At 64.4% G+C, this 25952-nt stretch carries 27 protein-coding genes and 1 pseudogene; 14 read left to right on the forward strand and 14 right to left on the reverse strand.

The features are described 5' to 3' along the window. Window positions 1-134: 134 nt before the first annotated feature. Window positions 135-1130, reverse strand: a complete 996-nt coding sequence (locus tag AC0L3N_RS00470) for an aldo/keto reductase (RefSeq protein ID WP_473544786.1) — start codon at window positions 1128-1130, stop codon at window positions 135-137. 96 nt (window positions 1131-1226) lie between these two features. Here AC0L3N_RS00470 and AC0L3N_RS00475 point away from each other — a divergent pair, with 96 nt between their 5' ends. From AC0L3N_RS00475 to AC0L3N_RS00495, 5 genes and pseudogenes are all read left to right on the forward strand, one after another. Beyond that, window positions 1227-2117 carry a LysR family transcriptional regulator gene (locus AC0L3N_RS00475; protein ID WP_473544788.1) on the forward strand — a complete coding sequence of 297 codons (891 nt, stop codon included), beginning with the start codon at window positions 1227-1229 and terminating at the stop codon, window positions 2115-2117. Between the two features lie 179 nt (window positions 2118-2296). Next, the gene (locus AC0L3N_RS00480; protein ID WP_123146269.1) at window positions 2297-2875 is read left to right on the forward strand and encodes a cytochrome b; all 579 of its coding nucleotides are present in this window, start codon (window positions 2297-2299) and stop codon (window positions 2873-2875) included. Between the two features lie 71 nt (window positions 2876-2946). Then, on the forward strand, window positions 2947-3522 hold the full coding sequence (locus AC0L3N_RS00485; protein WP_473544790.1) for a YceI family protein: 576 nt from the start codon (window positions 2947-2949) through the stop codon (window positions 3520-3522). Window positions 3523-3703: 181 nt separating this feature from the next. Next, complete coding sequence (locus AC0L3N_RS00490; protein WP_192361188.1) at window positions 3704-4690, forward strand: Gfo/Idh/MocA family protein; 987 nt, start codon at window positions 3704-3706, stop codon at window positions 4688-4690. Between the two features lie 42 nt (window positions 4691-4732). After that, window positions 4733-4878, forward strand: a pseudogene (locus tag AC0L3N_RS00495) (FAD-binding protein); the annotation flags it as partial. Between the two features lie 100 nt (window positions 4879-4978). Here AC0L3N_RS00495 and AC0L3N_RS00500 read toward each other — a convergent pair. The 7 genes from AC0L3N_RS00500 to bcoG form a co-directional block, all read right to left on the reverse strand. Continuing rightward, a complete protein-coding gene (locus tag AC0L3N_RS00500; protein ID WP_473544792.1) occupies window positions 4979-5920 on the reverse strand; it encodes an alpha/beta hydrolase in 942 nt (313 codons plus the stop codon). Between the two features lie 219 nt (window positions 5921-6139). Further along, window positions 6140-6922, reverse strand: coding sequence for a carnitinyl-CoA dehydratase (locus AC0L3N_RS00505; RefSeq protein ID WP_473544794.1), 783 nt, complete (start codon window positions 6920-6922; stop codon window positions 6140-6142). Beyond that, a complete protein-coding gene (locus AC0L3N_RS00510; protein ID WP_473544796.1) occupies window positions 6915-8993 on the reverse strand; it encodes an acetate--CoA ligase family protein in 2079 nt (692 codons plus the stop codon). The genes AC0L3N_RS00505 and AC0L3N_RS00510 overlap by 8 nt, the downstream gene beginning before the upstream one ends. Window positions 8994-8996: 3 nt before the next feature. Further along, the gene (locus tag AC0L3N_RS00515; protein WP_473544798.1) at window positions 8997-10160 is read right to left on the reverse strand and encodes an acyl-CoA dehydrogenase family protein; all 1164 of its coding nucleotides are present in this window, start codon (window positions 10158-10160) and stop codon (window positions 8997-8999) included. Window positions 10161-10164: 4 nt separating this feature from the next. Continuing rightward, on the reverse strand, window positions 10165-11238 hold the full coding sequence (locus tag AC0L3N_RS00520) for a 3-hydroxyacyl-CoA dehydrogenase NAD-binding domain-containing protein (RefSeq protein WP_473544800.1): 1074 nt from the start codon (window positions 11236-11238) through the stop codon (window positions 10165-10167). Further along, entirely contained in the window at window positions 11235-11864 is a 630-nt protein-coding gene (locus AC0L3N_RS00525) for an HD domain-containing protein (protein ID WP_473544802.1), read from the reverse strand. The genes AC0L3N_RS00520 and AC0L3N_RS00525 overlap by 4 nt, the downstream gene beginning before the upstream one ends. Before the next feature lie 28 nt (window positions 11865-11892). Beyond that, entirely contained in the window at window positions 11893-12804 is a 912-nt protein-coding gene (gene bcoG, locus AC0L3N_RS00530; RefSeq protein WP_473544804.1) for a 3-dehydrocarnitine:acetyl-CoA trimethylamine transferase BcoG, read from the reverse strand. A 117-nt stretch (window positions 12805-12921) separates the two neighbouring features. On the opposite strand from bcoG, the gene AC0L3N_RS00535 reads away from it, so the two are divergent. After that, on the forward strand, window positions 12922-13902 hold the full coding sequence (locus tag AC0L3N_RS00535) for a GlxA family transcriptional regulator (RefSeq protein WP_473544806.1): 981 nt from the start codon (window positions 12922-12924) through the stop codon (window positions 13900-13902). Between the two features lie 6 nt (window positions 13903-13908). Here the strand turns inward: AC0L3N_RS00535 and AC0L3N_RS00540 are convergent, their stop codons facing one another. Together AC0L3N_RS00540 and xylA are read right to left on the reverse strand one after the other, a co-directional pair. Further along, the gene (locus tag AC0L3N_RS00540; RefSeq protein ID WP_292405524.1) at window positions 13909-14115 is read right to left on the reverse strand and encodes a hypothetical protein; all 207 of its coding nucleotides are present in this window, start codon (window positions 14113-14115) and stop codon (window positions 13909-13911) included. Window positions 14116-14300: 185 nt separating this feature from the next. Next, window positions 14301-15626 (reverse strand): xylose isomerase, encoded by a 1326-nt coding sequence (gene xylA / locus AC0L3N_RS00545; protein WP_473544808.1) that lies wholly within the window; start codon window positions 15624-15626, stop codon window positions 14301-14303. Between the two features lie 113 nt (window positions 15627-15739). Here xylA and AC0L3N_RS00550 point away from each other — a divergent pair, with 113 nt between their 5' ends. Next, the gene (locus AC0L3N_RS00550; protein ID WP_473544810.1) at window positions 15740-16102 is read left to right on the forward strand and encodes a nuclear transport factor 2 family protein; all 363 of its coding nucleotides are present in this window, start codon (window positions 15740-15742) and stop codon (window positions 16100-16102) included. Between the two features lie 290 nt (window positions 16103-16392). Here AC0L3N_RS00550 and xylB read toward each other — a convergent pair whose 3' ends face one another. The 3 genes from xylB to AC0L3N_RS00565 form a co-directional block, all read right to left on the reverse strand. Next, window positions 16393-17847 (reverse strand): xylulokinase, encoded by a 1455-nt coding sequence (xylB, locus tag AC0L3N_RS00555; protein WP_473544812.1) that lies wholly within the window; start codon window positions 17845-17847, stop codon window positions 16393-16395. An 81-nt stretch (window positions 17848-17928) separates the two neighbouring features. Then, window positions 17929-19251, reverse strand: coding sequence for a tetratricopeptide repeat protein (locus AC0L3N_RS00560; RefSeq protein ID WP_473544814.1), 1323 nt, complete (start codon window positions 19249-19251; stop codon window positions 17929-17931). Window positions 19252-19260: 9 nt separating this feature from the next. Beyond that, window positions 19261-19884 (reverse strand): LysE family translocator, encoded by a 624-nt coding sequence (locus AC0L3N_RS00565; protein WP_473544816.1) that lies wholly within the window; start codon window positions 19882-19884, stop codon window positions 19261-19263. Window positions 19885-20091: 207 nt separating this feature from the next. Between AC0L3N_RS00565 and AC0L3N_RS00570 the strand changes: the two genes are divergently transcribed. The 7 genes from AC0L3N_RS00570 to AC0L3N_RS00600 all read left to right on the forward strand — a co-directional run bounded on the left by AC0L3N_RS00570 (window position 20092) and on the right by AC0L3N_RS00600 (window position 24801). Continuing rightward, window positions 20092-20865, forward strand: coding sequence for a L,D-transpeptidase (locus AC0L3N_RS00570; protein ID WP_473544818.1), 774 nt, complete (start codon window positions 20092-20094; stop codon window positions 20863-20865). 119 nt (window positions 20866-20984) lie between these two features. Beyond that, a complete protein-coding gene (locus AC0L3N_RS00575) occupies window positions 20985-22151 on the forward strand; it encodes a diphosphate--fructose-6-phosphate 1-phosphotransferase (protein ID WP_473544820.1) in 1167 nt (388 codons plus the stop codon). 33 nt (window positions 22152-22184) lie between these two features. Next, window positions 22185-22910 carry an MBL fold metallo-hydrolase gene (locus AC0L3N_RS00580; protein ID WP_473544822.1) on the forward strand — a complete coding sequence of 242 codons (726 nt, stop codon included), beginning with the start codon at window positions 22185-22187 and terminating at the stop codon, window positions 22908-22910. 9 nt (window positions 22911-22919) lie between these two features. Then, the gene (locus AC0L3N_RS00585; protein ID WP_473544824.1) at window positions 22920-23138 is read left to right on the forward strand and encodes a hypothetical protein; all 219 of its coding nucleotides are present in this window, start codon (window positions 22920-22922) and stop codon (window positions 23136-23138) included. Then, window positions 23138-23338 carry a hypothetical protein gene (locus AC0L3N_RS00590; protein WP_473544826.1) on the forward strand — a complete coding sequence of 67 codons (201 nt, stop codon included), beginning with the start codon at window positions 23138-23140 and terminating at the stop codon, window positions 23336-23338. Before AC0L3N_RS00585 ends, AC0L3N_RS00590 begins: the two co-directional genes overlap by 1 nt. A gap of 108 nt (window positions 23339-23446) precedes the next feature. Then, on the forward strand, window positions 23447-24058 hold the full coding sequence (locus AC0L3N_RS00595) for a molybdopterin-dependent oxidoreductase (RefSeq protein ID WP_473544828.1): 612 nt from the start codon (window positions 23447-23449) through the stop codon (window positions 24056-24058). After that, window positions 24055-24801, forward strand: coding sequence for an FAD-binding oxidoreductase (locus AC0L3N_RS00600; RefSeq protein ID WP_473544830.1), 747 nt, complete (start codon window positions 24055-24057; stop codon window positions 24799-24801). The genes AC0L3N_RS00595 and AC0L3N_RS00600 overlap by 4 nt, the downstream gene beginning before the upstream one ends. Before the next feature lie 12 nt (window positions 24802-24813). Here the strand turns inward: AC0L3N_RS00600 and AC0L3N_RS00605 are convergent, their stop codons facing one another. Next, complete coding sequence (locus AC0L3N_RS00605; RefSeq protein ID WP_473544832.1) at window positions 24814-25944, reverse strand: FAD-binding oxidoreductase; 1131 nt, start codon at window positions 25942-25944, stop codon at window positions 24814-24816. Window positions 25945-25952 lie beyond the last annotated feature (8 nt).

Here is a 25952-nt window from a genome sequence, read left to right on the forward strand (position 1 = left end):
GAGCCTATCTCCGCGGAAGTTGGCAGGACAGAGGGGGGTGTCTCGCGCCCACATCTCGCAATTATTTTTGCATCGCGCGGCGCTCGAAAAGGGGCGCCGAAACGCCCCGTTTCGATTACTCCGTCGATCACCGTTCACCCGTTGACCAGCGCCAGCAGCTCTTCGGTGTAGCGCTTGCCGACCACCTTCTCCGGCGACAGGGCGTCGCCAATCGCCGCCACTTCCGCCTGGCTCAGCGCAATCTGTGCCGCTGCCGCATTCTGTTCCAGATGTCGGATTTTTCGCGCGCCGGGGATCGGCACGATGAAGTCGCCCTGATGCAGCACCCAGGCGAGCGCCATTTGCGCCGGCGTCACGCCCTTGTCCGCCGCCATTGTCTCCAGCGTCGCGATAACAGCCGCATTGGCCGCCATGGCGTCGGCCTGGAAGCGCGGTAGTCCACGCCGCCAGTCGTCGGCGCCGAGAGCCTCGGGCTTGGCGATCGTGCCGGTCAGCAGGCCGCGGCCGAGCGGGCTGTAGGGGACAAAGCCGATGCCGAGCTCGCGGCAGGCGGCAAACACCTCTTCTTCCGGATCGCGGCTCCACAGCGAATATTCGCTCTGCACGGCTGATATCGGATGCACCGCATGCGCCCGGCGGATGGTCGCCGCACTCGCCTCCGACAGGCCAAGCGCGCGCACCTTGCCCTCGCGCACCAGCTCGGCCATGGCGCCGACCGTATCCTCGATCGGCACATTCGGGTCGACGCGATGCTGGTAGTACAGGTCAATCACCTCGACGCCCAGCCGCTTCAATGACGCTTCGGCCACCGTCCTGACGTGTTCGGGGCGGCTGTCGACACCCGCCATGCGCTCGACGCCGTTGCCTTCTTCGAGAATCTTGAAGCCGAATTTCGTCGCAATCGTCACTTGGTCGCGCACCGGCTTCAACGCCTTGCCGAGCAGGATCTCATTCTCGTACGGGCCATAGACCTCGGCCGTGTCGAAGAAATTGACGCCGATATCGACGGCGCGGCGCAGTGTGGCGATCGCGTCCACCTCCGGCTGGCCGCCATAGCCGAAGCTCATCCCCATGCAGCCGAGGCCGACCGGATAGACGTCAAGTTCATTTCCAAGCTTGCGGGTTTGCATCACGCGTCTCCTTGTTGTGATGCGGCAGAGATAGCGCCTTGCACCGCGTTCGATAATCGGCTCTCATTTGCACGGGCTGTTCCAAGAAATAGATCAATGAAGCGAACTCATCTTTCCCAACTTGCAGTGCTGGCTACCGTCGCCCAGTGCGGCAGCTTTCGCGGCGCGGCCAAGGAGCTCGCCATCGCGCCATCGGCGGTCAGCCACGCGGTTTCCAGCCTGGAGGCGCGTCTTGGCGTGCGGCTCCTGGCGCGCAGCACGCGCAGCGTCGCCCCGACCGAGGAAGGCGCGCAGCTGCTCGAGCGGCTGAGGCCGGCGCTGTCGGAGATCGATCTCGCCCTGGAATCGGCGCTTGAGGCGCGCGACCGGCCGGCTGGCAATCTCCGGCTGACCGTGCCGCGCACCGCAGCCCACCTGGCGCTGACGCCGCGGCTCGGCGCCTTTGCATCGGCCTATCCCGACATCGTGCTGGAGATCGTCATCGAGGATCGCTTCACCGATGTGGTCGAAGGCGGCTTCGACGCCGGCGTCCGTCTCGGCGAGAGCCTGCAGCGCGACATGATCGCTGTGCGCATCGGTCCAAACCTTCGCGGCGCCGTCGTCGGCGCGCCATCCTATTTCGCGACCATGCCCAGGCCGCGCCATCCGCACGATCTTGCCGGTCACCGTTGCCTACGCTTCCGCTTCTCCAGCGGCATCCTCTACCGCTGGGAATTCGAGAAGGACGGCGAGGAGATCGAGATGGCGGTGCAAGGACCATTGATCCTCGACGAAGACCATCTGATCGCCAATGCGGCGGTCGACGGCGCCGGCCTTGCCTTCCTGTTCGAGGATTATGTTCGCGATGCCATTGCCGCCGGCAAGCTCATTCGCGTGCTGGAGGAATGGTGCCCGCCCTTCGACGGTTTCTTCGTCTACTATCCGAGCCGCCGCCAGATGCGGCCGGCGCTGCGAGCCTTCGTCAATTTCTTCAAGATGAGCGGGTAAGCCACCCTCCCCCTTGTTGGGAGGGTCGGCTCGCGGTCGGAGCGAAGCGGAGGCTGCGAGCCGGGGTGGGGGTAGCGCGCTACGAGACCCCGCTTCGCAAAAGCTGCTTTGGCGGCATTTGCTGCGCGACCCTCCAGGGGAGGATGGAAGAAGGCGGGCCCGGCATTCGTTCACTTCCCATGCCGGCATGGATCACAAACAGCACGACCCGCTACGGCTGGGCGGCGATCGTCCTCCACTGGCTGATCGCGGCGATCTTCATCGGCCAGTTCGTGCTCGGCTTTGTTATGATGCGGGTGTCCAGCCAGCGCACCGCCTTCGAGCTGATCCAGCTGCACAAATCCCTGGGTTTTCTGGTGCTCGGGCTGGTGATCCTGCGCATTGCCTGGCGGCTCGGCAATGCGGTGCCGGCGCTGCCGCGCTCGGTCGGGCCGTTAGAGCGCCGCGTGGCGCCGCTCGTCCATTTTGCGCTCTACGTGTTTCAGCTTGCGCTGCCTCTGTCCGGCTGGGCACTGGTATCAGTGTCGATGCTGGAGATACCGAGCGTGCCGTTCAACCTGTTCGTCATGCCGGACCTGCCACTCGCGGAATCGGACACGGCGGAAAGCTTCTGGACCTCGGCGCATTGGTACCTTGCCTATGCCGGCATCGGGCTTGTCGCCCTGCATATTGTCGCGGCGCTGCGCCATCATTTCTGGCTTAAGGACGCGGTGCTGACGCGCATGATCAGGCCTTCGTCGGATCACAGCGCGGAATAGAGCAGGCGGCTCATTCGTTGATAGGGCGAGGGCGCTAGAGAAGCGTTGCCTGCAGGAAAAGGATCACGCCCATGGTTGCGCGCATCTTCGGATTTGCAGCGGTCGCCACGTGCCTTGCCATGCCTGTTTTCGCGGCGGTAGCACTCAGCGACGCTGCCGGCAGCTACACGATCAGCCCGGCCGGCTCCAGCATCCGTTTCTCGGTCGGCAAGGCCGGCGGCGGCGGGCTCGCCGGCGCCTTCGCCCGCTTCAAGGGCTCGATCCGCATCGACAACAGCGATGTCGGACGCTCCCGTGTCAATATCACCATCTTTCCCGAAAGCGTCGGCACCGGCCAGAGCCGCGTCGACGCCTTCCTTCGCTCCGACGCGGTGTTCGACGCCGCCAACAACCCGGAAATCCAGTTCCGCTCGACCAGCGTGAGACGCATCGGCGAGACGTCAGCCCTCGTCACCGGTCGGCTGACGGCGCGCGGCAAGACTTTTTCGGAAAAGTTCACGGCCGAACTCGCCGGTCTCAAGGCAGGCACGATAAAATTCCATGTCACCGGCAAGGTGCTGCGGTCGCGCTACGGCATGGATGTCGGCACTCCGATCTATTCGAACGTCGTCGACTTCGACATGACGCTTACAGGTAGAAGGGGCTGAGCGGTTCTTCCTCGCCCCCGCGAGAGCGGGGGAGAGAAGCTATGGGGCAGCGCCGGCATCCGAACACGCCGCAGACGATCGCCTTGCTCGCTGCCATGCTTCTCATTGGCTTTTTTGCCGATTTCAGGCAAACCTCGACGCCTGCAATCTGACGACTGCAATCTAAAGAGGGAGAAGCCTGATGTTCCGATGGGGTGTTTTGTCGACGGCCAAGATCGGCCGCGAGCATCTTTTGCCTGCAATGGTCGAGGCGGAGAACGGTGTACTGTCGGCGATCGCCAGCCGCGACCTGTCGAAAGCCCGCGCCCTGGCCGACCGTTTCGGCGCGCCCCATGCCTTCGGTTCCTATAGCGAGCTGCTCGCATCCAGGGACGTCGACGGCGTCTACATCCCGCTGCCGACCGCGCAGCATGTCGAATGGACCGCCAAGGCGATCGAAGCCGGCAAGCATGTTCTGGTCGAGAAGCCGCTGGCGCTCGATGCCAAGGACATTCCGCCGCTGATCAAGCTGCGCGACGCCAAAAAAGTGCTCGTCTGCGAAGCCTTCATGGTCGTCTACCACCCGCAGTGGATCAAGGTTCGCGAGCTGATCGCCAACGGCGCCATCGGCCGGCTGCGCCATGTGCAGGGCGCGTTTTCCTACTACAATGTCGATCCCAAGAACATGCGCAACCAGCTCGACCTCGGCGGAGGCGCGCTGCCCGACATCGGCGTCTACCCGACGGTGTCGACGCGCTTTTCGACGGGCAAGGAGCCGCTGCGCGTCCAGGCGACGATCGAGCGCGACAAGACGTTCGGCACCGACATCTATTCTTCGATCCGCGCCGATTTCGGCGACTTCGAATTGTCGTTCTATCTGTCGACGCAGATGGCGGCGCGGCAGGTGATGGTATTCCACGGCGAGAAGGGTTTCATCGAGGTGCTTTCGCCGTTCAACGCCGGAATCTATGACCACCATCGCGTCGAGCTGCACAACCAGAACCATAGCGAGGCGCAAGTGTTCCGCTTCCCCGGGATGCAGCAATACCGGCTGGAGGTCGAGGCGTTCGTGCGGGCGGCACAGGGCGGCACTGACCGCGTCTTTACGCTGGAGGAATCGGTGCTCAACCAGAAGGTCATCGACGCCATCTTCCGCGCCGGCGAGAAGGAAGGCTGGGAGACGGTCTGACAAAATCGCCAAAGCCGGGGAGGAGCGCCCGGGGAGGAGAGAATGGCTGACGATGCCGGTGTGATCATTGTCGGCGCCGGCCTTGCCGGCCTCGTCGCCGCGGCGGAACTGCCGAGGCCGGCTAGAAGATCGTCGTCGTCGACCAGGAGCCGGGCCAGTCGCTCGGCGGCATCTTCCTTGTCGATTCGCTCATGGTACGCGGCGCTGGAAGGCACGTTTCTCGGCGGCTGCATCTTTTCCGGGCCGCAGCGCCGGCCGCGCGGCGTCACGGGGGGGGCGGTAGACCCCTCACCAGATCCACTCGCGCCTTCCCAAAACCGCCACCGCGTCGACGATGCGGGTAAAGCTTGAGCGCGCACGGCCGACCGTATGCCGGGCTCTGAGATAACCATGCACCAGCCCCGGCTCCTCGAACCAGAAGGCGTGGCCGTCTGCCGCAACGACGCGGTCGCGATAGGCCTCGCCATCTGACGACAGCGGGTCGCATTGCGCGGTGATCAGCACGGTCGGCGGTAAATTGGCGAAATCGGCGTCGGCCAGCGGCGACAGCGTGAGATCGCCGGTGCGGTCCTCGCCGCCGGTCCTGATATTCGTGTAGAAATCGAGGTCGCGCACGGTCAGCATCGGCGCCTCGGCATGGGTCACATAAGAGCCTTGCGAGCGGTCGCCGCCGAGCCCGGGATAGATCAACACTTGGCCGATCGGCCGTCGTGCATGGCCGCGCGTCGCATGGCTGACCGCAGCGGCAAGATTGCCGCCGGCGCTGTCGCCGCAAAGCAGGATCGGGCGCTTGTAGGTCGTCGCCGCCCATTCGAAGGCGCTGATGGCATCGTCGAATCCGGCCGGGTGAAGATGTTCCGGCGCCAGCCGGTAGTCGACCGAAACCACTTCATAGCCGGTGCGGCTGCAAAGCTCGGCACAGACGTCGTCATGGCTGTCGAGCCCGCCGAGGATAAAGCCGCCGCCGTGGAAATAAAGCACCACCGCCGCCGCTTCCGGCGCCGGGGTGCGGTAGACGCGGATCGGGATGGGATGCGAGGGCGTGGCAATGGCGGTGGTCTCCGCCGTAACGCCTTGGGGATAGCCGGCAGAGAACTCCCGGCACATGCGGTCGTAGATGTCGCGCTGCTGATCGATCGTGGTGTCGATCGTGTCCGGCGGATAGTAGGAATTGGTCCGCTCGATAAAAGCCCAGGTCTCGGCGTCGATGAGTTTTTTGTAGTCGGTCATGGGCGCTGACCGGATTTTGATGACAGCGCCTGGACACCCCCCTCTGTCCTGCCGGACATCTCCCCCGCAAGGGGGGAGATTGGATGTCGCATCGGCTTTCGCCAATCTCCAGCGCGGCAGGAAGGGCGGATGGGCCGAAGCTGCCAATCTCCCCCCTTGCGGGGGAGATGGCCGGCAGGCCAGAGGGGGGTGGGAAGGATCGCCATCATCTCCGCAGTATCACTTCCCCTTCCACACCGGGTCGCGCTTTTCGGCAAAGGCGCGAAAGCCCTCGAGATTGTCTTCCGAGCCGTACAGTGCGTCAACCGTCGGCAATTGGCGGCGCGTCACCCGGTTCATAGCGTCCTGGAAGGTGAGCGATTCGGCGACACGCGCCGTCTCCTTGATCGCGGCGAAGACCAGCGGCGGCCCGCCGGCCAGCAGCCGTGCGATCTCCCAGACGCGGTCCTCGAGCCTGTCCTTGGACAGCACCTCATTGACCAGTCCCCAGCGATGCGCCTCTGCGACATCCATCCAGCGGCCGGTGAGCAAAAGGTCCATGGCGACATGATAGGGGATGCGCTTCGGCAGCTTGATCGTTGCCGCGTCGGCCAGCGTGCCGGCACGAATTTCCGGCAGCGCGAAGGAGGAATGATCCGACGCGTAGATGAGGTCGCAGGACAGCGCCAGCTCGAAGCCGCCGCCGACCGCCATGCCGTTGACGCAGGCGATCACCGGCTTGTTGAGGTCGCGCAATTCCTGCAGTCCGCCGAACCCGCCGACGCCATAGTCGCCGTCGACCGCATCGCCACCGGCCGCGGCCTTGAGGTCCCAGCCGGCGCAGAAGAACTTGTCGCCGGCGGTCTTGACGATGGCGACTCGCAGATCCGGATCGTCGCGGAACGCCTTGAACGTCTCGCCCATCAGCCGCGACGTTTTCAGGTCGATGGCATTGGCCTTGGGCCGGTCGAGCACGACTTCGAGGATCGTGCCCTCGCGGCGGGTGGTGATGACGTCAGACATTTTTGTTCTCTCCCAGCACCAGCAGCGCGTCGGCGATCCAGGCACCTTTGCCTTGCGCGCAGACGATCAGCGGGTTGATATCGAGCTCCTCTATCTCGCCCGCATTTTGCTGCACGAAGGCGGCAATGCCTGATATCGCCTCGATGGCCGCCGCGACATCGGCTTTGGGCCGGCCGCGATAGCCTTCGAGCAGCGGGAACAATTTGAGCCCGCGCAGCGACGCCTCGATGTCGTCGCGTGTCGCCGGCAGCATCAGCGTGACGCTGTCGCGCAGCAGCTCGACCAGCACGCCGCCGGTGCCGAGCGTCATCACCGCGCCGAACATCGGGTCGCGGGTGAAGCCGACGAGCAGCTCAGCGACGCCGTCGCGCACCATGCGCTCGACATAGAGGCCGGTGCCGAGCGCATCGAGATCATGGGCGGCGGTGCTGACGGATTCGGCATCCCTGAGGTTGAGCCGCACCGCGCCGAGCTCGGATTTGTGGGTGACGCCCAAAGCCTTCATCGCCACCGGAAAGCCGAGCGCCATCGAGGAGATGACCGCCTCGACCGCATTGCCGGCGCGTTCGCCCCTCGGCACGGGAAGCCCAGCCTCGATCAGCCGCGCTTTCGCCTCGGCCTCATCAGGCGTGACATGGTCGCCGGCCGGCGCCCCGGAAGCGGAGGTGTCGATCGGCTGCGCCTGCGGCTCGCGCCAGGCCCAGCCGATGAAGGCTGCCGCCTGGGCGGCGTCCATGGCTTCGGAAATGCCGAACAACGGCACCATGCCGCGTGCCATCAGGCCGGCGGTGTATTCCTCGGGCAGGTTCTCCGGCAGCGACGAGACGATCGCGCCCTGCGCCTTGTTGGTCTTCAGCGCCGATTCGAAGGCACGCAGCGTCGCCCACCAGTCGGTGTCCGAGCAGCGGTCGGGGCGCGGGAAATCGAGCACCAGCATATTGAGATCGAAACCGCCCGACACCATGGCGGTGAAGGTGGCGGTCATCGCCGGCTCGTTGTTCCAGATGAATGTGTGGTAGTCGAGCGGGTTGGCCACCGCAACCAGCGGCCCGAGCGTCGATTTGACGTGGGCGCGGTGCGTATCGGTCAACGCCGGAAAGTTCACCCAGCGGCCTTCGGCGCTGTCGGCCATCACAGACGCCTCGCCGCCCGAACAGCTCATCGACGACAGCCGATAGCCGGGCAGGGGGCCGGTGACGTGCAGCAGCTTGAGCGCCTCGATGAAGGCCGGGATCGAATCGACGCGGGCGATGCCGAGCCGCTTCAGGAAGGCGCCCGAGGCGGCATCCGACCCGGCCAGCGATGCAGTGTGCGACACCGTCGCCTGCCGCGCCTGCTCGGAGCGGCCGACCTTCATGGCGATGATCGGTTTCTTCAGCTCCCGCGCACGTGCAGCCAGCCTTTCGAACCCGGCTACCGAATCGAAGGCCTCGATGTGCAGGCCGAGCGAAGTGACGCGGTCGTCCTCGATCAGGCCGAGCGCCATTTCGGAAAGGCCGGTCTGCGCCTGGTTGCCGGCAGTCATCAGAAAGGCGATCGGCAGGCCGCGCTTCTGCATCGTCAAGTTGATGGCGATGTTCGACGACTGGGTGATGATGGCGACGCCGCAGCCGCCCTCGGCCAGCCTGATGCCGCCGTGCTGATCGGGCCACAAAAGCGCGCCGTCGGCATAGTTGATCAGGCCGTAGCAGTTCGGTCCGATGATCGGCATCTGGCCCGCCGCAGCGACCAGGTCGGCCTGCAGCCGTTCGCCGTCCTCGTCATAGGCCTCGGTCTCGAGGAAGCCGGCGGCAAAGCAGACGGCGCCGCCGGCGCCGCGTTCGGCCAGCGCCTTGACCACCTCGATGGTCAGATGCCGGTTGACGCCGACAAAGGCAGCGTCGGGCGCCGCAGGCAGGTCGGCCACCGAACGATAGGCTTTCCGCCCGGCGACCTCCTCCTTGGTCGGGTGCACCGGCCAGATATCGCCGGCGAAGCCCATCTTGATCGACTGCGCGACGACGGCGGCGGCCTGCGCGCCGCCGAACACGCCGATCGTTCGCGGGCGCAGAAGACGTTCAAGCCTGTGCATCGTTCAGCCCCCGAACGGGCGCAGCAGCGCCCGTGAAATGATGTGGCGCTGGATTTCCGAAGTGCCTTCCCAGATGCGCTCGACGCGGGCGTCGCGCCAGATGCGCTCCAGCGGCAGATCGTCCATCAGCCCCATGCCGCCATGGATCTGGATCGCCTCGTCGGCGACGAAGGCAAGCATTTCGGTGGCCTTCAGCTTGGCCATGGCCATGTCCTGATCGGTGACGGTGCCCTGATCGTACTTCCAGCCGGCTTCGAACACCATCAGGTCGGCGGCCTTCAGTTCGGTCGCCATGTCGGCGAGCTTGAACGACACGCCCTGGAACTTGCCGATCTGCTGGCCGAACTGCTGGCGCTGCGCGGCATATTCGACGGCGTGACCAAGCGCCCGCTCGGCCCGGCCGAGACAGGTCGCACCGACCTGCAGGCGGGTTGCGCCAAGCCACGAATTGGCGACGTCGAAACCCTTGTGGACCTCGCCGAGAATCTGGGCTCCGGGCAGCCGGCAATCGTCGAATTCGAGGATGGCATTGGTGTAGCCGCGGTGCGAGACGTTGCGGTAGCCGTCACGCACCGTAAAACCCTTGGTGCCCTTGTCGACGAAGAAGGCGGTGATCTTCTTGCGTTTTCCACGCGGCGTCTCCTCTTCGCTCGAGGCCATGAAGACGATGGCGAAATCGGCGAGGTCGGCATGGCTGATGAAATGCTTGGTGCCGTTCAGCACCCAGTCGTCGCCATCCTGCACGGCGGTCGCCTTCATGCCGCGCAGATCGGAGCCGGCGCCCGGCTCGGTCATCGCCAGGCAATCCCATTTCTCGCCGCGAATGCAGGGATAGAGATATTTCTCGCGCTGCTCCGGCGTGCCGGCCAGAAGGATGTTGGAAGGCCGCGCCACGCAGGTCCAATGCAGCGCGTAATTGGCGCGGCCGAGCTCTTTTTCGTAAAGCAGCCAGGTCACCGTATCGAGCCCGGCGCCGCCGACTTCCGTTGGCATGTTGGCGGCATAGAGCCCGGCTTCGATTGCCTTGGCCTTGATCTCCTCGATCAGTTCGCGGCGCAGTACGCCGGTGCGCTCGACCTCGCGCTCATGCGGATAGAGCTCGTTCTCGACGAAGGCGCGCGTCGTCTCGACGATGAGTTTCTGTTCTTCCGAAAGACCAAAATCCATGGCCTCAGCCTTTCTTGTTTTTCTTCGGCTTTTCAGCCTTGGCCTTTTCGGCCGCCTTGGAAGTAGCGGGCTTCTTCGCCGCAAGCTTGGCGAGCTGCTTCGTATAGTCCTTGTGCAAGGCGCCGGCGCCCCAACCCTTGCCTTTGTTCTGCTTCGACAGCGCCTCCATGATCGCGACCAGATTGTCGTCGCGGATCTTTTCGAGCTCACGGATCGACAGGCCATGTGCCTGGTCGTCCGACTGGGTGGCGATCAGGTCGACCAGCTCGTCGTTGAACTCCGGCACATCCATCAGCTTGGTCCATGGCCATTTCAGGCATGGCCCAAACTGCGCCATGAAATGGCGCATGCCGGCCTCGCCGCCGGCGACGCGATAGACCTGGAACATGCCCATCTGCGCCCAGCGCAAGCCGAAGCCATAGCGCATGATGTCGTCGAGTTCCTCGACCGTGCAGATGCCGTCTTTTATCAGCCACAGCGCCTCGCGCCATGCCGCCTCCAGCAGGCGGTCGCCGACAAAGGCCTCGATCTCCTTGCGGATCACGACCGGCTTCATGCCGATCGAGGCGTACATCTCCTTGGCGACCTCGATCGCCTCGGGGAAGGTCTGTTCGCCGCCGACGATCTCGACCAACGGCAAGAGATAGACCGGGTTGAACGGATGGCCTACGACCAGCCGCTCGGGATGCTTCTTCATCGCCACCTGCATGTCGGTCGGCTTGATGCCGGAGGTCGAGGAGCCGACAATGGCGTTGGCCGGCGCATAAAGGTCGATCTCGGCCAGCACGCGGTGTTTCAGGTCGAGCCTTTCAGGCACGCTTTCCTGGATGAAATCGGCGTCGGTGACGGCATCGGCGATGGTCTTGGCAAAGGTCAGTTTGCCCTCTTTTGGCAGGCCACCGGGCAGCATCTGCTTGTAGGCGCGGCGCGCGCCTTTCATCACTTCGCCGACCTTGCGCGCGGCGTCAGGATCGGGATCGAAGATCGACACGTCGATGCCGTTCAAGAGCAGGCGCGCGACCCAGCCGGCGCCGATGACGCCGCCGCCGATGGCGGCCGCCTTGGTGATGATGCTCATGCGGAGGCTCCGGTTCTTGTCCTGGCTACTTTGGAATCGATGAGGGGCACGCGTTCGCCGGCACGGATCACTGTGGCGTCATAGGCTCTGCGCGCGAACACTTCGAGCACGAAGGACCGGAAGAAGTCGATCGGCAACGTCACGTAATCCGGATCGAAGCTCGACTGATCCCAGCGCTCACAGAACTGGTCGCAATCGTCGAAATAAAGGTGGCCGGCGAAACGGTCGCGCGCATGGGGATTGCCGCCGAGATAGTGGGCATAATAGAGGCGCTGGAAGTCGCCGTGCTTTTCCACCACCCAGGTGCACTGCTCGCGCACGAAAGGTTTTAGGATCGAAGCTGCATATTCGTCGCGATTGTACGGTGCGTAGATGTCGCCGATGTCGTGCAGCAACGCGCAGGCGAGCCAGTCGGTGTCGGCGCCGTCGCGCCATGCGCGCGTCGCCGCCTGCAGCGAATAACCGAGCCGGGTGATCTTATAGCCGGACAGGCCTTCGTCGAGTTGGACAAGCGCGTCAAGCAGCCGTTCGCCGGTCTTCGCCACATAGTCGATCTCGTGCTCGGTGAGGAAGGCGTAATCGTCGCGGTCGCCGTCCTTCATTGCGGTGAATTTCACGGTCTTCATCGGCGGCTCCTCCCTACCGATTGCTTGTTCAAAGCGGCGCGCGCTTCGTCAGGTTGAGCTTCTTGCGCACCTCATCCGGGCCGATGACCCTTGCGCCCATGTTCGACACGATGCTGACCGCCCGCTCGACCAGCTGCGCATTGGTCGCCAGCACGCCCTTGTCGAGCCAGAGATTGTCCTCGAGCCCGACGCGGACATTGCCGCCGGCCAGCACCGCGGCGGCGGCGTAGGCCATCTGGTTGCGGCCGATAGAAAACGCCGACCAATTCCAGTTCGACGGCACGTTGTTGACCATGGCCATGAAGGTGTTGAGATCATCAGGCGCGCCCCATGGCACGCCCATGCACAATTGCACGAGCGCGTCCGGATCCAGTACCTTTTCCTCGACCAACTGCTTGGCAAACCACAGATGGCCGGTGTCGAAGGCCTCGATCTCCGGCTTGACGCCGAGCGCCGTCATCATTGCGCCCATGGCGCGCAGCATGCCGGGCGTGTTGGTCATGACATAGTCGGCTTCGGCGAAATTCATCGTCCCGCAGTCGAGCGTGCAGATCTCCGGCAGGCACTGGCGCACATGTTCCACACGGTTGGTGGCGCCACCCATATCGGTGGCTTTCTCGTTCAGCGGCAGCGGGTTTTCCGGCGAACCGAACACCATATCGCCGCCCATGCCGGCGGTCAGGTTCAGCACCACGTCGACGTCTGCCGCGCGGATGCGCTCGGTTACCTCGCGATAAAGCTGCACGTCGCGGCGCGGCTTGCCGGTTTCGGGATCGCGCACGTGGCAGTGGACGATCGCCGCACCCGCCTTTGCCGCATCGATGGCCGAATCGGCGATCTGCTTGGGTGAACGCGGCACATACGGGCTGCGGTCTTGCGAGCTGCCGGACCCGGTCACGGCACAGGTAATGAAAACCTCACGGTTCATTGCAAGCGGCATCAGACTCTCCCAATCGGCACAGACGTCCCTACCAACATGGCCCCAAATGGGCCCGATCGAACAGATGGCAACAATGCCTGACTTGCCGGAAACTGTTTTGCGTTTTACGAAGACCATATGATCAAAAACGAAAAGCCTTCGATCTTTCGCGCCGAGCGCTCGCCGCTCAAGGTGACGCTGCTTGTGTTTTCCGGTTCGTCGATCATGTGCGTCGCTTCGACCGTCGATCCGCTGCGCGCCGCCAACCGTATTGCCGGCGAGACGCTGTTCGATTTCAGGCTGGTTTCGGTGACCGGCGAAGCACCAATCACCACATGCGGCCTGCCGGTTGCGGTCAGCGGCCGCTTCGACGCGGCGGATACAACCGATATGCTTGTCGTCGTCGCCGGGTTCGGCACGCAGAACTATGCCACGTCGGCCCTGCTTGCCGGCCTGCGCCGTGCGGGGCGCGCCGCACGCGCCTGCGGCGGCGTCGAAGCCGGCACCTGGCTTGTGGCCCGCGCCGGCCTGCTGGAAGGGCGCAGCGCCACCACCCATTGGGAGGACATGGAGGATTTTTCGTCGGCCTTTCCCGGCGTCGATGTACGCCCCGACCGCTACGTCATCGACGGGCCGGTCTTCACCTCCGGCGGCGCCTCGCCGACCTTCGACCTGATGCTGCATCTGATCCGCACGCGGCTCGGCATGGCCGTCGCGCTCGATGTGGCAAGTGTCTTCATCTACGACCAGGCGCGGGCGGCGACCGACGCGCAGCCGCTGGTCTCGCTCGGCCGCCTCGACGGCTACGATCCGCGGCTGGCGCAAGCCATCCGGCTGATGGAAGCGCATGTCGACCAGCCGCTGACCATCGCCGCGGTGGCGAAGCGCGCCGGGGTGACGGCGCGAACGCTGGAAAGCATCTTTCGCAAGTCGATCGGCGAGACGCCGGGCGCTTATTATCTCAGGCTGCGGCTGGGTGCGGCGCGCCGGCTGGTGGTCGACACGCGCGTGGCCATGGCCGACATTGCCGGGCGAACAGGGTTCTCGTCCGCCGCGGCATTTTCCAGGGCGTTTTCCAGAGCTTTCGGCGAAGCGCCGGTCAGGCTGCGTAGGGGATAGTCGGGATTAGGCAGCGTCCTTGCGGTCGCTTTTGCCGTCGATCTGCGAGCGCATCTGTCTCGCAAGATGGGTCTCAAAACGGCTGGCGACCGCGCGATCCCATTCGTTTGCACTCCGCGCACCATGTTTCGGATGCGGCAGCGCCATCAGCCGGTCGATGATCGATCCCTCGCCAGATGAGAGCAGGGCGTCGATTTCGCGTTCGTGCTGCATATCGTTTCGCCTCCTTCTTTCTGTTCCCGCCACGAACCACACTATACCGGATTCGTGACGGCTGTTTGAAGGCAAGAGCGAGGCGATTGAGGGGCGGTGCGAGGCAAAACCTTGTCATCGGTTCCGCCTTCGCGCAAAGCTGTTCCGGGCCGGCGGATCGGTCAAAGACCCGCCGGTGCGACACCTCAGACGTACCGGTTGACGATATTCTCGAGCAGTTCCTGGCGGCCGGATCTCGGCTGCGGCTCGATCTTCTTCTTGACGACGCGCTCGGCGATCTCCTCCAGCGTCCGCTTGCCGGCAAGCATCGCCTTGGCCTCGGCGGAGTTCCAGCCGGCATAGCGCTCGGCCAGCGGGGCGGACAGCGCCTTGTCCTCGACCATGCGAGCGGCGGCCTTGAGGCCGCGTGCACAGCAATCCATGCCGCCGATATGGCCAATCAGCAGATCCTGCGGATCGAGCGACTGCCGGCGCAGCTTGGCGTCGAAATTGGTGCCGCCGGACTTGAAGCCGCCGGCCTGCAAGACCTGGTAATAGGCAAGCGCCATCTCCGGCACGTTGTTGGGGAACTGGTCGGTGTCCCAGCCCGACTGGTAGTCGTTGCGGTTCATGTCGATCGAGCCGAAGATGCCGAGCGCATTGGCCAGCGCCAGTTCATGGTCGAAGGAATGGCCGGCCAGGATCGCATGGCCCTGCTCGATGTTGAGCTTGACCTCCTTCTCCAAGCCGAAGCGTTTCAGGAAGCCGTAGACCGTGGCGACGTCATAGTCGTACTGGTGCTTTGTCGGCTCCTGCGGCTTCGGCTCGATCAGGATGGTGCCCTTGAAGCCGATCCGGTGCTTGTAGTCGACGACCAGGTTGAGGAAGCGACCGGCCTGCTCCTGCTCGCGGGCAAGGTCGGTGTTGAGCAGCGTCTCATAGCCCTCGCGGCCGCCCCACAGCACATAGTTCTCGCCTTTCAGCCGCTTGGTGACGTCGATGCAGTGTTTGACCGTCGCTGCCGCATAGGCAAACACGTCCGGATCGGGATTGGTGGCGGCGCCCGACATGAAGCGGCGGTTGGAGAACAGGTTCGCCGTGCCCCAAAGCAGCTTGACGCCGGTCTGCTTCATCTTCGTCGCAAAATAATCTGAGATCTCGTCGAGGCGCGCGGCACTTTCGGAAAAATCTTTTCCTTCCGGCCGCACATCGGCATCGTGGAAGCAGAAGTAGGGTGTGCCGAGCAGCGCAAACATCTCGAAGGCGACATCGGCCTTGAGCTTGGCCAGTTCCATCGTGTCGACCCCGCCGTCCCTAGCAAACCACGGCCGATCGAAAGTCTGGCCGCCGAACGGATCGCCGCCCGGCCAGGCGAACGAATGCCAGTAGGCGACGGCAAAGCGCAGATGGTCTTCCAGCCGCTTGCCGGCGACAATTTCATCGGGATTGTAGAAGCGGTAGGCCAGCGGATTGGTCGAATCCGGCCCCTCGTATTTGATCTTCTGGATGTCGCCGAAAAAGCCACTGGTCATGATTGTCTGTCCTCTCGCATGGTTCTGTCCTGATTACCTCAGGCGTAATTGGTTTCGCGCTGGCGCTGGATGAAAACGGTCATGTCAAAGCCACTCAACAAAGGAGACAGATCATGACCGACCTCAACACGATCGCCGAAAACTACATCGCCGCCTGGAACGAGAGCGAGGCCGCGCGCCGGACTGCCTTGCTCAAGGCGACCTTCACCGAAGACGTCAGCTATCGTGACCCGATCATGCAGGGCGATGGCCATGATGGCGTCGCCGCGCTCATCGATGGTGTCCAAAAACGTTTTGCCGGCTTCCGGTTTTCGCTGAAGGGCAAGCCGGACGGGTTTGGCGACACGATCCGCTTCTCGTGGAATCTCGGGCCGGAAGGAACGGATTCCGTCATCGAAGGCACCGACATCGGTGTCATCGAGAATGGCCGCCTGAAAAGCGTCACCGGCTTTCTCGACAAGGTTCCGGCACAGTGAAGACTTCGTGGCGAGGCGGGGGCGACACACCCCCCTCTGGCCTGCCGGCCATCTCCCCCTCAAGGGCAGCCCCCTCATCCGGCCGCTTCGCGGCCACCTTCTCCCCGCTGGGGAGAAGAGGCTGGCGCCAAGGTCGGCGATCTCCTCTCCCCCCGGGGAGAGGTCGAATTGCCCCGAATTGCTCTTCGCAATTCGGTTGGCAATCCGGGTGAGGGGGCGCTTGCCTAAAAGCCATAGCCATACCCTTGAGGGGGAGATGGCCGGCAGGCCAGAGGGGGCTAAACCCTCGCTCATGCGGTCGCAGCCTTGATGGCTGCGTAAAGCAAGCGGTAGCGCTGATAAGCATCCGCATAGGCGTTGCTTAGCGCGGCGACCGGTTCGATGGTGGCATCGGTGGCCGGCGCCGTGCACACTCTGAGCGGATCGGCGCCCGTCGCCGCGATCATGCCGAGCCGGGCCGCACCGAAGGCAGCGCCGAAATCGCCATCGGCCGGGATGTCGACGGGCAGGCCGAGCGCGGTGGCGATTGCCTTCAGCCAATAGCGCGAGCGCGAGCCGCCGCCGATCGCCGTCACTCGTGTCAGCGTCGTGCCGGCCTTGGCCAGGGCTTCGAGACTGTCGCGAAAGGCGAAAGCCACGCCCTCCAGCACGGCCTGGGTCAACACGGCGCGGCTCGATTCATGCGCAAGCCCGGTAAACGAGCCGCGAATGGCCGAATCATTGTGGGGCGTGCGCTCGCCGGAGAGATAAGGCAGGAAGGACACGCCGGTCGGCGCCTTCAGCGTATCGCCGAACTCGGCGGTCAGCTCGCCGGCGCCTTTCCCTGATATCTCCGACAGCCAGTTGAGCGAATCGGTTGCCGACAGGATGACGCCCATCTGGTGCCAGGTGTCGGGCAGCGCGTGGCAGAACGTGTGCACCGCGCTTTCCGGGTTTGGCAGATAAGACGCATTGGCGGCGAACAGCACGCCTGACGTGCCAAGCGAGACGAAGGCCTGGCCGGCTGCGACCGTGCCCATGCCGCAGGCCGAGGCCGCATTGTCGCCGGCGCCGCCGGCGATCGGGATGCCGGCCTGCATCCCCCATTTCGAGGCCAATTCGCTGCGCAAGGCGCCGGCCTTCTCAGTGCCTTCGACCAGCGACGGCATCTGCCCTTCATCGAGCGACGTCGCGGAAAGCAGGTCGGTTGACCAGTCTCGCTTGCCGACATCGAGCCAGGACGTGCCTGCCGTGTCAGACATTTCCGAAATATGTTCGCCGGAAAGCCAGAGCCGCAGGAAATCCTTCGGCAGCAAGACTTTTGCCACCTTGCCGAAAATATCAGGCTCGTTGTTCTTTACCCAGACCAGCTTTGGCGCGGTAAAACCGGGGAAGACGATGTTGCCGGTGAGCTTGCGGAAGCGCGGATCGGCGTCGAGCTTGGCCGCCTCGGCATGGCTGCGCGTGTCGTTCCACAGGATGCAGGCGCGCAGCACCTGGTCGCCGGCATCGAGCAAGGTGGCGCCATGCATCTGGCCGGAGAGGCCTATGCCTTTGACGGCGGCGAGCTGTCCTGGATGGGAAGCCTTGAGTTCCGCGATCGCTTCCTCGCAGGCGCGGATCCACTCGGCGGGGTTCTGCTCGGACCAGCCGGGATGCGGCCGCAACACGTCGAGCGACGCGTGGCCGGAGCCGATGATCGTCTGCCCGGCATCGATCAAAAGCGCCTTGACGCCCGACGTGCCCAGATCCAGGCCGAGATACATGATGTCCTCCCAATGCCATTAATTTTTTCGGATCTCGAAAAAATCTGACTTGGCAGTTTTTAAGACAAGATCCGCCTCTGGTCAATTCTCCGACAAATCGGCCGCCCGCCGCGAGAACAATGCCGACAGCGGACTGTTCGGCCGCGCCAGCGCGCGTTCCGCGGCAAGCGCCCGTGCCAGCGCATGGTCGCCGGAACGCAGCGCCGCCTCGATCAGCGTCAGGTCGATGACGTCGCGTTGCGCGTGGCTGCCGCCGAAGCAGTGGGCGATCGCGCGGATTGGCCGGATCAGGCGTACCGCCTCGGCATAATTGCCGTCGCCGAATGCCTTGATGGCGAGCGTCAGGGGATGGCCGACATCCCGGGTGAAAGCGGCGTTGTCGTCGTTGCCGTGCATGGCCTCGCGCTGCGCCTCGAGCAAGGTGCGAACCGGCGCTTCTTGGCCGGCGCCGACGAAGGCCATCATTGCATGGGCATCGTTGAAGGCATAGTTGCCGGCGCCGGCCTTGGCCCAGTTGGCGGCAAGTGCTGCCCAGCGGTCGCCGACATCGATGCCGCCGAGATGCAGTCGCCACAGGATCGCCGAGGCATCGACCATGTTAAGCGCCAGCGTCGAGCGCTCGCCGTAGATCGGGCCGTCATAGAGCGCCAGCACCTCGCCGGTCTCGCCGAGATCGTAGTGGAACAGCGCCAGATGCCACCAATTGTGCACCTGCAGGAAGCTTTCCAGCGTCCACGCTTCCGGGTTGGCGCGCATCCATGCGATGCCGTCCCTTTGCCGGCTCTGCATTTCCATGACATGAGCGACGGCGTGCTGCGCCCAGCCGTCGCGCGGCTCGATGTCGACTGCTGCGCGGCCAAGCTTTTCGGCGCGCGCATAGTCGCCCATCTCCTCCAGCCCGAAGGCCTGCATGCCGAGTATGGCGTGGTATCCCGGCATGCCGCTCTGCCACGACGGCAGCGCGCGGCCGATGCGGTCGCGCAGCATACGGGCATTGCCGGTGAAGAAATCAATCTGGTGCCCGGTCTGCAGCGCCAGCGCGTCGAGCGGAAACTCGATGGCGATATCCTCGAGCAGACGAGCGGCTTCATGCCAGCGTCCTGCGGCAAGATGGCCAAGTGCTGCGACATGCGCCTGCTCGCGCGTCGTCGCGGCAAGCGGCAGCGCCGCCTCATGGCATGTTTTGGCCACGGCCGTTGCTTCGCGTTCGGTGGCGAGGCCGAAGAGATAGCCCTTGAACACATGCGCCATGACGAAGCCGGGGTCCTCGGCGATGGCGCGGTCGACCGAGGCGACCGGATCGCCGATAAAGCATTGCAGTTCCCGGACAGCCTGGCTGTAGGACGAGAACGCGGCCTCGGTCGCACCCGAAAACGTCAGGCCGAATGCATCCCTGACTGCCATGTCATGTCCTCAATTGCCCGAGCGCATCGCCACCGTGGCGATGCCGGCGCCGACCAGCAGCGTGCCGCCGGTGCGGTTGAAGATGCGGATCGCCCGGGGATTACGCACGACGTTGCGCACCCTTGCCGCGATCAGCGCGTAGCCGAAGGCATTGGCGAAGGCGAGCGCCAGGAAGGTCGTTTCGAAGATCAGCATCTGCGTCCAGAAATCGGCGTGCCGGTCGAGGAACTGCGGCAGGAAGGCGACGAAGAAGGTGATGCTTTTCGGGTTGAGCGCGGTGACCAGCCAGGCATGCGCCATCATCTTGGCCGAGGACACCGCGTCCAGGCGCGGCTCGGCCTTGAGCGTGCCACCGGCGCGAAACAGCTTTACGCCGAGATAGATCAGATAGCCGGCGCCGATCACCTTCAGCACGGTGAACACGGTGGCCGACGCCGCCAGCAGTGCGCCGATGCCCAGCATCGACAGCGTCATCGCCGTAAAATCGCCAAACGCCACGCCAACCGCCATCGGCAGCGCGGTGCGCCAGCCCTGGCCGAGCGCATAGGACACGACCAGAAGGATGGTCGGGCCGGGAATGACAAGAAGGATCGTCGAGGCGGCGGCAAAGGCGGCCCAGTTTTCGAAGGACATGTTCGTCTCCTTGAGCTCAAAGAAGAGGATAAATCCTCGGGCTCGCAAAGATGTAAAGGGGCTGCATCGAAAATGTGCGGCGCGACGGCTCGGCCAGGAGGTTAAGGTAGGGCAAGATGTCTTCACGCTTTTTCAACTATGATTGGTGAAAATGCATCCTATCCGGCCGGGACCGTGTTTCCCGCCGAGAGCGTAGGGTTTGGGTAGATGCGTGAGTTGCCGCAAGGTCTGACGCCGCCGTGCGACGGCGACGCCATCGACATCGAAATTTCCGAAAACCAGCTTTCCCGCCGCGCGGTGTTGTCCGGCGCCGGTGCCATGGCGTTGCTCGGCGTCGCCGGCTGCAGCCAGACGCTCGACCTGTCGGCGCTGCAACTCGACGGCGTCACAACCGGCGCGATCACCCCCATCCGCCCGAGCATCAGCGTCGACAAGAACATCACCAGCCCTGGTGTGATGTATGCCTCCGTCACCGACGGCGGCTTCACGCTGCCGGAAGTGCCCTACCTCCAGGTCAAGCCGGAGTTCCGCCGCCAGATCGTCGTCGACCCGACCGGCGAGCAGCCCGGCACCATCGTCGTCCATTCTCAGGAGCGGCTGCTCTATCTGGTGCAGCCCGGCGGTGACGCGATCCGTTACGGCGTCGGCATCGGCAAGGAAGGCTTCCGCTGGTCCGGCCGCGCCAACATCCAGTACGGCAAGGAATGGCCGGCCTGGAGGCCGCCGGCCGAGATGATCGCCCGCAAGCCGGAACTGGTGAAATGGCAGGCCGGGCAGCCCGGCGGCCTCGACAACCCGCTCGGCGCGCGCGCGCTGTACATCTACCAGAACGGCCAGGACACCGGCTACCGCATCCACGGCTCGCCCGAATGGTGGAGCATCGGCCAGGCGATGTCGTCGGGCTGCGTTCGCCTGATCAACCAGGACATCATAGACCTCTACAGCCGCGTCTCGAGGAAGAACCCGGTCGTCGTCGTCTGATCTCCCGGTCGTCGTCTGACCTGATAGCGCGGCCGGCGCGGCTGCTCGACTCTCCCGTTGCGTGATCTCGCAAGACAGGCGAATGTGCCTGCAAAGCCACTGCTCGGGAGACGTGAAGCATGTCCGGAACTTTTGTGATCGCGCAAGGCGGCGGTCCGACCGCCGTCATCAACCAAACGATGGTGGGCGCCGCGCTCGAAATCCGCAAGCGGCATCCCGGCGCCAAGGTCCTGGGCTCGATCCATGGCGTGCGTGGCATTCGTGACGGCAACTATGTCGATCTCTCAGCCATTCCGGAGGATCGGCTGCGGCTGATTGCGGCAACACCGAGCGCCGCGCTTGGCTCGACCCGCGACAAGCCGGATGACGCCTATTGCGAGATCATCCTCAACGGCCTGAAGAAGGCCGGCGCCGACGCCTTCATCTATATCGGCGGCAACGACACGTCGGGCACGCAGCAGATCCTGACCGACGCCGCCGGCGGCAAGATGGCTTTCGTCCATGCGCCGAAAACCATCGACAACGATCTCGAGGAGAATGACCACACGCCCGGCTTCATTTCGGCAGCCGAGTTCGTCGCCGGCGCCTTTCTCTCTGTCGACCTCGACTTCCGTGCTCTGCCCGGCATCTATGTCGGCATCGTCATGGGGCGGCATGCCGGTTTCCTCACCGCCGCCGCCGCCGCATGGCAGCTTGATCCCGACAGCGGCCCGCATCTAGTCTATGTGCCGGAGCGACCGTTCTCGGCCGCGGCCTTCATCGACGACGTGCGCGCCACGCTCGATCGCCATAAGCGCTGCATCGTCGCAGTCTCCGAAGGCGTCAGCACCGCCGACGGCAAGGCGCTGGTCGAAAGCCTTGTGCCGCCGGAGAAACTGGAGCGCGATGCGCATGGCAACGTCAAGCTGTCGGGCAGCGACCTGCCGGCCGCCCTCGAGCGCGCCCTGGCCGAAGGATTGCCGGGCAAGCGGGCGCGGGTCGATGCGCTCGGCTACATGCCGCGCGGCTATGTCGGCGCCATCAACCCCGTGGATGCACAGGAGGCCTTTGATGCCGGCGTCTTTGCGGTCGCTGTCGCCGAACAGGGCGGCGGCTCGGTGGCGCTGCAATATGACGGCGAGAAAACCGTGCTGAACAAGGTGCCGCTGAAAAACGTTGCCGGCAAGACCCGTCACATGCCCGACGATTTCATGCTGCCTGAGGTCAACCAGCTCTCCGATGCGGGAATGGCCTATCTGAAGCGGCTGGTCCCCGAAAAATATAAGGTTGGAAAACCGTTCGTCTGATGCCGGATCTCTCCTGATGCCGGGTCTCTTCTGATGCTTGACTGGTTCAGCAAGACGAAAGTCGACGCCCAAACGACGATGCTGACCGAGCCGTTCGTGCATGATTTCGTGCGCGCCAACATCTGGCATCTGCACGGCCGCGACGTCGACCTGCTTGTCGACACCGGCATGGGCATCCGCCCGCTGGCGCCGGAGATCGACACGCCTGATGGCAAGCCGCTGCTCGTCGTCGCCACCCATATCCATCTCGACCATGTCGGCTCGCTGCACGAATTCCCGCTACGGGCCGGGCCCAGGATGAGTGCCGCGTATTTCGACAGCATGGACGAGGCGGTCACCTACGCCCACATGTTTCACGATCTCGACGGCGCCGTCTCGAAGCTGCCGGCGCCCGGCTGGAAAGCGGCCGATTACAAGATTCCGCCGGCGCCGCTGACGCGGACACTCGACGAGGGCGATCTGGTTGATCTCGGCGACCGGCAATTCCGCGTGCTGCATCTGCCCGGCCATTCGCCCGATTCGATCGCGCTGTTCGACGAGGCCGACGGCCTGTTCTTCGCCGGTGACGCCATCTACGACGCGATGCTGATCGACGACCTGCCGGACTCCGACAGGGGCGCTTACCGCCGCACCATGCAGCGGCTGCTCGACCTGCCGATCCGCATCGGCCATGGCGGCCATGGCCCGAGCTTCGACGCCAAACGCATGCGCGAAATCGCCAGGGGCTATCTCAGGCGGACAGACGGGATCGGCGCATAGGAGGCTTCGATGGCCGGCAGGCAGACATGCGAGCTCGTGATCCCTGTCAGCAATTTTGTTCTTGCTTTGTGCCGGCAACTATGCTATCAATTTATCTATGGTGCTGATCGCGCCAACAACCCGCCGCAAGGCGGGTTTTTTGTTTCAGATCGGCGCTACCCCCTTCATGAAGGGTTCGAATCTGACGCCAAACCAGCGCGGCGCGCTGGTCGAGAGCGTCAATCCTGATGAAGCAGCCTCGGCTTCCGGTATGCAGCCCGGCGACATCATCGTCGCCGTCAGTCAGGCGCCGGGTGCGGAACGCCAGGCAGGCGGACCAGGCGATTGCGCAGGCGCAGGCCGGGAAATCCGGCAAGAAGTCCGTGCTCCTGCTCGTCGAACGCGGCGACGCGCAGATGTTCGTCGCCGTGCCCTTCGCCAGTGGCTGAAGCGGCGCATTGCCGCGAGGTTGCAGCCAAAATTATGGTTGCCCGCCAGAGCATCTTCGAGAAGACTGGTGAAGGCTGGCAGACGGCCTGATTTAAATGGATTTCCCGATGGTCACCCGCGGCTTCTTTTCAGGACGAAAGCCCCCGACGGATACGGATGCGCGTATCCCGCCGGGGCAGTATCTCGAGCAAGGGTTTCCGGTGCTGTCGGCCGGGCCGACGCCGCCTGTGCGCACCAAGGACTGGTCGTTCACGCTCAAGCACGGACCGCGGCCGATCAAGAAGTGGAACTGGACAGAGTTCAACGCGCTGCCTTTGACCAAGATGACCCGCGACATCCATTGCGTCACCGCATGGACCAAGTTCGACACGGCGTGGCAAGGCGTGTTGGTCGACGATATTCTGGCGGATGCCGGCATCGAGCCGCCGACCGGCTTCACGCTGGCACTGTCGTTCGACGGCTACACCACCAACGTGCCGACGAAGGATCTCACCGCCGGCAAGGCGATGGTGGCACTGCTTTACGAAGGCAAGCCGATCACGCCGGACCATGGCGGCCCAGCGCGGCTGCTGGTTCCGCATCTCTATTTCTGGAAGTCGGCCAAATGGCTGAACGGGCTGCAGTTCACCGAGCGTGACGAGCCCGGGTTCTGGGAGCTGCGCGGCTATCACATCTATGGCGACCCGTGGCGCGAGCAGCGCTATACGGGCGATCCATGAGCGACGGGCCGGCGGCGCAGTCGCCCTGGCAGACGGTGACCATCAGACGCATCGAAAAGCGCACGCCGCGCGTCACCAGCTTTTTCCTCAAGCCGTCGCGGCCGTTCGCCTATCGTGCCGGGCAGCATGTCGACGTTAGGCTGACGGCGCCAGACGGCTATCAGGCGCGCCGTTCCTACTCCATCGCCTCGGCGCCTGACGCCGGCGAGACGATCGAACTGGCGATCGAAAGGCTCGACGATGGCGAGATCTCGCCCTTCTTCCACGATATCGCGGCGGTCGGCGATGAGGTCGAGCTGCGCGGACCGCTCGGCGGCCACTTCGTCTGGTCCGACAGCGACGGCGGCCCGCTTCTGCTGGTCGGTGGTGGGTCCGGCGTGGTGCCGCTGATGGCGATGATCCGCCATCGTGCCGCGCGCAAATCGACGGTGCCCGCGGCGTTGGTGTTTTCCGCACGGATCTGGGACGAGGTGATCTTTCGCGACGAATTGATCGACTTCCATGATCGCCGGGACGGCTTCGATCTGGTGTTGGCGCTGACCCGCGAGCCGGCCCGGCGCCCGGCGGACTATTCGCGGCGGATCGACGTTGTGATGATCGAGCAATCGATGGTGCGGCTGCCCGCGCCGCCAAGGTTCGCCTTTGTCTGCGGCTCGAATGCCTTCGTGTCGGCCGCCGCCCAGGCGCTGATCGATGCCGGCGTTCCGGCAAGCCTCATCCGCACCGAGCGCTACGGGGTTTAAGCTCCCCGCCGGTTAGGCGTCGATCTCGATCGCCGTCAGCGGCTTCGAACAGCAGGCAAGGATGAAGCCGTCGTCGATCTCGTGATCGAGGATGCCGCCATTGTGGCTCATCTCGACTGTGCCCGAGACCTTTTTTACCTTGCAGGTTCCGCACAGGCCGAACTCGCAGGCTGCGGGAATTCGTACGCCCGAAGCGCGCGCCGTCTGCAGCACGGTCTGGCCGGCAACGCAGTCGGCATCGACATCCGAAAGCGAAAAGCGGATCGGCGTTGCGGCCTCAGTAGGTATCTCGACCCCGCCCTCTGCCGGCCCACCCTTTGCCGGCCCGCCCTCTGCCGGCGAACCGAACGGGGCCGGTATTTCCTCCACCCCTGGGGCCGCGAAGCTTTCCTGATGATAGTTGGCCATGTCGAAGCCGGCCGCCTCCAGCATCTGCCGCACCGCGCGCATGAACGGATCGGGGCCGCAGCAGAAAATTTCGCGCTCGCGAAAATCGGGCGCCAGCAGCGGCAGCCGTATCGCGTCGATCCGGCCCATATGGCCGAACCAGCCCTCGCGGCTGGACCGCTCCTCGATCATGAAGCCGAGCGTCAGGCCCGGCATGCGGCTGCCGAGCAGCTCGAGCTCCTTGCGGAAGATGATCTCCTCGGGCTTTCGCGCGCAGTTGACGAAGCCGACATCTGTCCATGGCGCGCAATCGTTCAGCCAGCGCAGCATCGACATCATCGGCGTCACGCCGGAGCCGGCCGAAATGAACAGATACTTGGCCGCGGGATGGCTGTGCAGCGAAAAGTCGCCCGCCGGCCCATAGGCCTTCACGTGAACGCCGGGTTTCAGATTGTCGAACATCCAGCGCGTGCCGAGGCTGCCGGCCTGCGTTTTCACCGTCACCGCGATCGAGAACGGCCGCGACGGCGAGGACGACAGCGTATAGGTCCGCATCAGCGGGCCGTCGGTGGTCGGCAGTTCCAGCGTCACGAACTGCCCCGGTCTGTAACGGAACCAGGTCTGGTTGTCAGAGCGGAAGGTGAAGGTCTTCACGTCAGGCGCCTCGTCGCTGACGCCGATCACTTCCAGCACCTGAAGCCTGTCGTTCCAGGGCGCCATCTCGTCGAGATGGCGGTAGAGGCCGAGGTCCGTCATCGCATTCA

This window comes from Mesorhizobium sp. WSM4807 (genome assembly GCF_055811615.1).

Coding starts and splice junctions, on each gene's coding strand:
- AC0L3N_RS00470 (WP_473544786.1), bottom strand. CDS start 1,130: ATGCAAACCCGCAAGCTTGGAAATGAACTTGACGTCTATCCGGTCGGC.
- AC0L3N_RS00475 (WP_473544788.1), top strand. CDS start 1,227: ATGAAGCGAACTCATCTTTCCCAACTTGCAGTGCTGGCTACCGTCGCC.
- AC0L3N_RS00480 (WP_123146269.1), top strand. CDS start 2,297: ATGCCGGCATGGATCACAAACAGCACGACCCGCTACGGCTGGGCGGCG.
- AC0L3N_RS00485 (WP_473544790.1), top strand. CDS start 2,947: ATGGTTGCGCGCATCTTCGGATTTGCAGCGGTCGCCACGTGCCTTGCC.
- AC0L3N_RS00490 (WP_192361188.1), top strand. CDS start 3,704: ATGTTCCGATGGGGTGTTTTGTCGACGGCCAAGATCGGCCGCGAGCAT.
- AC0L3N_RS00500 (WP_473544792.1), bottom strand. CDS start 5,920: ATGACCGACTACAAAAAACTCATCGACGCCGAGACCTGGGCTTTTATC.
- AC0L3N_RS00505 (WP_473544794.1), bottom strand. CDS start 6,922: ATGTCTGACGTCATCACCACCCGCCGCGAGGGCACGATCCTCGAAGTC.
- AC0L3N_RS00510 (WP_473544796.1), bottom strand. CDS start 8,993: ATGCACAGGCTTGAACGTCTTCTGCGCCCGCGAACGATCGGCGTGTTC.
- AC0L3N_RS00515 (WP_473544798.1), bottom strand. CDS start 10,160: ATGGATTTTGGTCTTTCGGAAGAACAGAAACTCATCGTCGAGACGACG.
- AC0L3N_RS00520 (WP_473544800.1), bottom strand. CDS start 11,238: ATGAGCATCATCACCAAGGCGGCCGCCATCGGCGGCGGCGTCATCGGC.
- AC0L3N_RS00525 (WP_473544802.1), bottom strand. CDS start 11,864: ATGAAGACCGTGAAATTCACCGCAATGAAGGACGGCGACCGCGACGAT.
- bcoG (WP_473544804.1), bottom strand. CDS start 12,804: ATGCCGCTTGCAATGAACCGTGAGGTTTTCATTACCTGTGCCGTGACC.
- AC0L3N_RS00535 (WP_473544806.1), top strand. CDS start 12,922: ATGATCAAAAACGAAAAGCCTTCGATCTTTCGCGCCGAGCGCTCGCCG.
- AC0L3N_RS00540 (WP_292405524.1), bottom strand. CDS start 14,115: ATGCAGCACGAACGCGAAATCGACGCCCTGCTCTCATCTGGCGAGGGA.
- xylA (WP_473544808.1), bottom strand. CDS start 15,626: ATGACCAGTGGCTTTTTCGGCGACATCCAGAAGATCAAATACGAGGGG.
- AC0L3N_RS00550 (WP_473544810.1), top strand. CDS start 15,740: ATGACCGACCTCAACACGATCGCCGAAAACTACATCGCCGCCTGGAAC.
- xylB (WP_473544812.1), bottom strand. CDS start 17,847: ATGTATCTCGGCCTGGATCTGGGCACGTCGGGCGTCAAGGCGCTTTTG.
- AC0L3N_RS00560 (WP_473544814.1), bottom strand. CDS start 19,251: ATGGCAGTCAGGGATGCATTCGGCCTGACGTTTTCGGGTGCGACCGAG.
- AC0L3N_RS00565 (WP_473544816.1), bottom strand. CDS start 19,884: ATGTCCTTCGAAAACTGGGCCGCCTTTGCCGCCGCCTCGACGATCCTT.
- AC0L3N_RS00570 (WP_473544818.1), top strand. CDS start 20,092: ATGCGTGAGTTGCCGCAAGGTCTGACGCCGCCGTGCGACGGCGACGCC.
- AC0L3N_RS00575 (WP_473544820.1), top strand. CDS start 20,985: ATGTCCGGAACTTTTGTGATCGCGCAAGGCGGCGGTCCGACCGCCGTC.
- AC0L3N_RS00580 (WP_473544822.1), top strand. CDS start 22,185: ATGCTTGACTGGTTCAGCAAGACGAAAGTCGACGCCCAAACGACGATG.
- AC0L3N_RS00585 (WP_473544824.1), top strand. CDS start 22,920: ATGGCCGGCAGGCAGACATGCGAGCTCGTGATCCCTGTCAGCAATTTT.
- AC0L3N_RS00590 (WP_473544826.1), top strand. CDS start 23,138: ATGAAGCAGCCTCGGCTTCCGGTATGCAGCCCGGCGACATCATCGTCG.
- AC0L3N_RS00595 (WP_473544828.1), top strand. CDS start 23,447: ATGGTCACCCGCGGCTTCTTTTCAGGACGAAAGCCCCCGACGGATACG.
- AC0L3N_RS00600 (WP_473544830.1), top strand. CDS start 24,055: ATGAGCGACGGGCCGGCGGCGCAGTCGCCCTGGCAGACGGTGACCATC.
- AC0L3N_RS00605 (WP_473544832.1), bottom strand. CDS start 25,944: ATGACGGACCTCGGCCTCTACCGCCATCTCGACGAGATGGCGCCCTGG.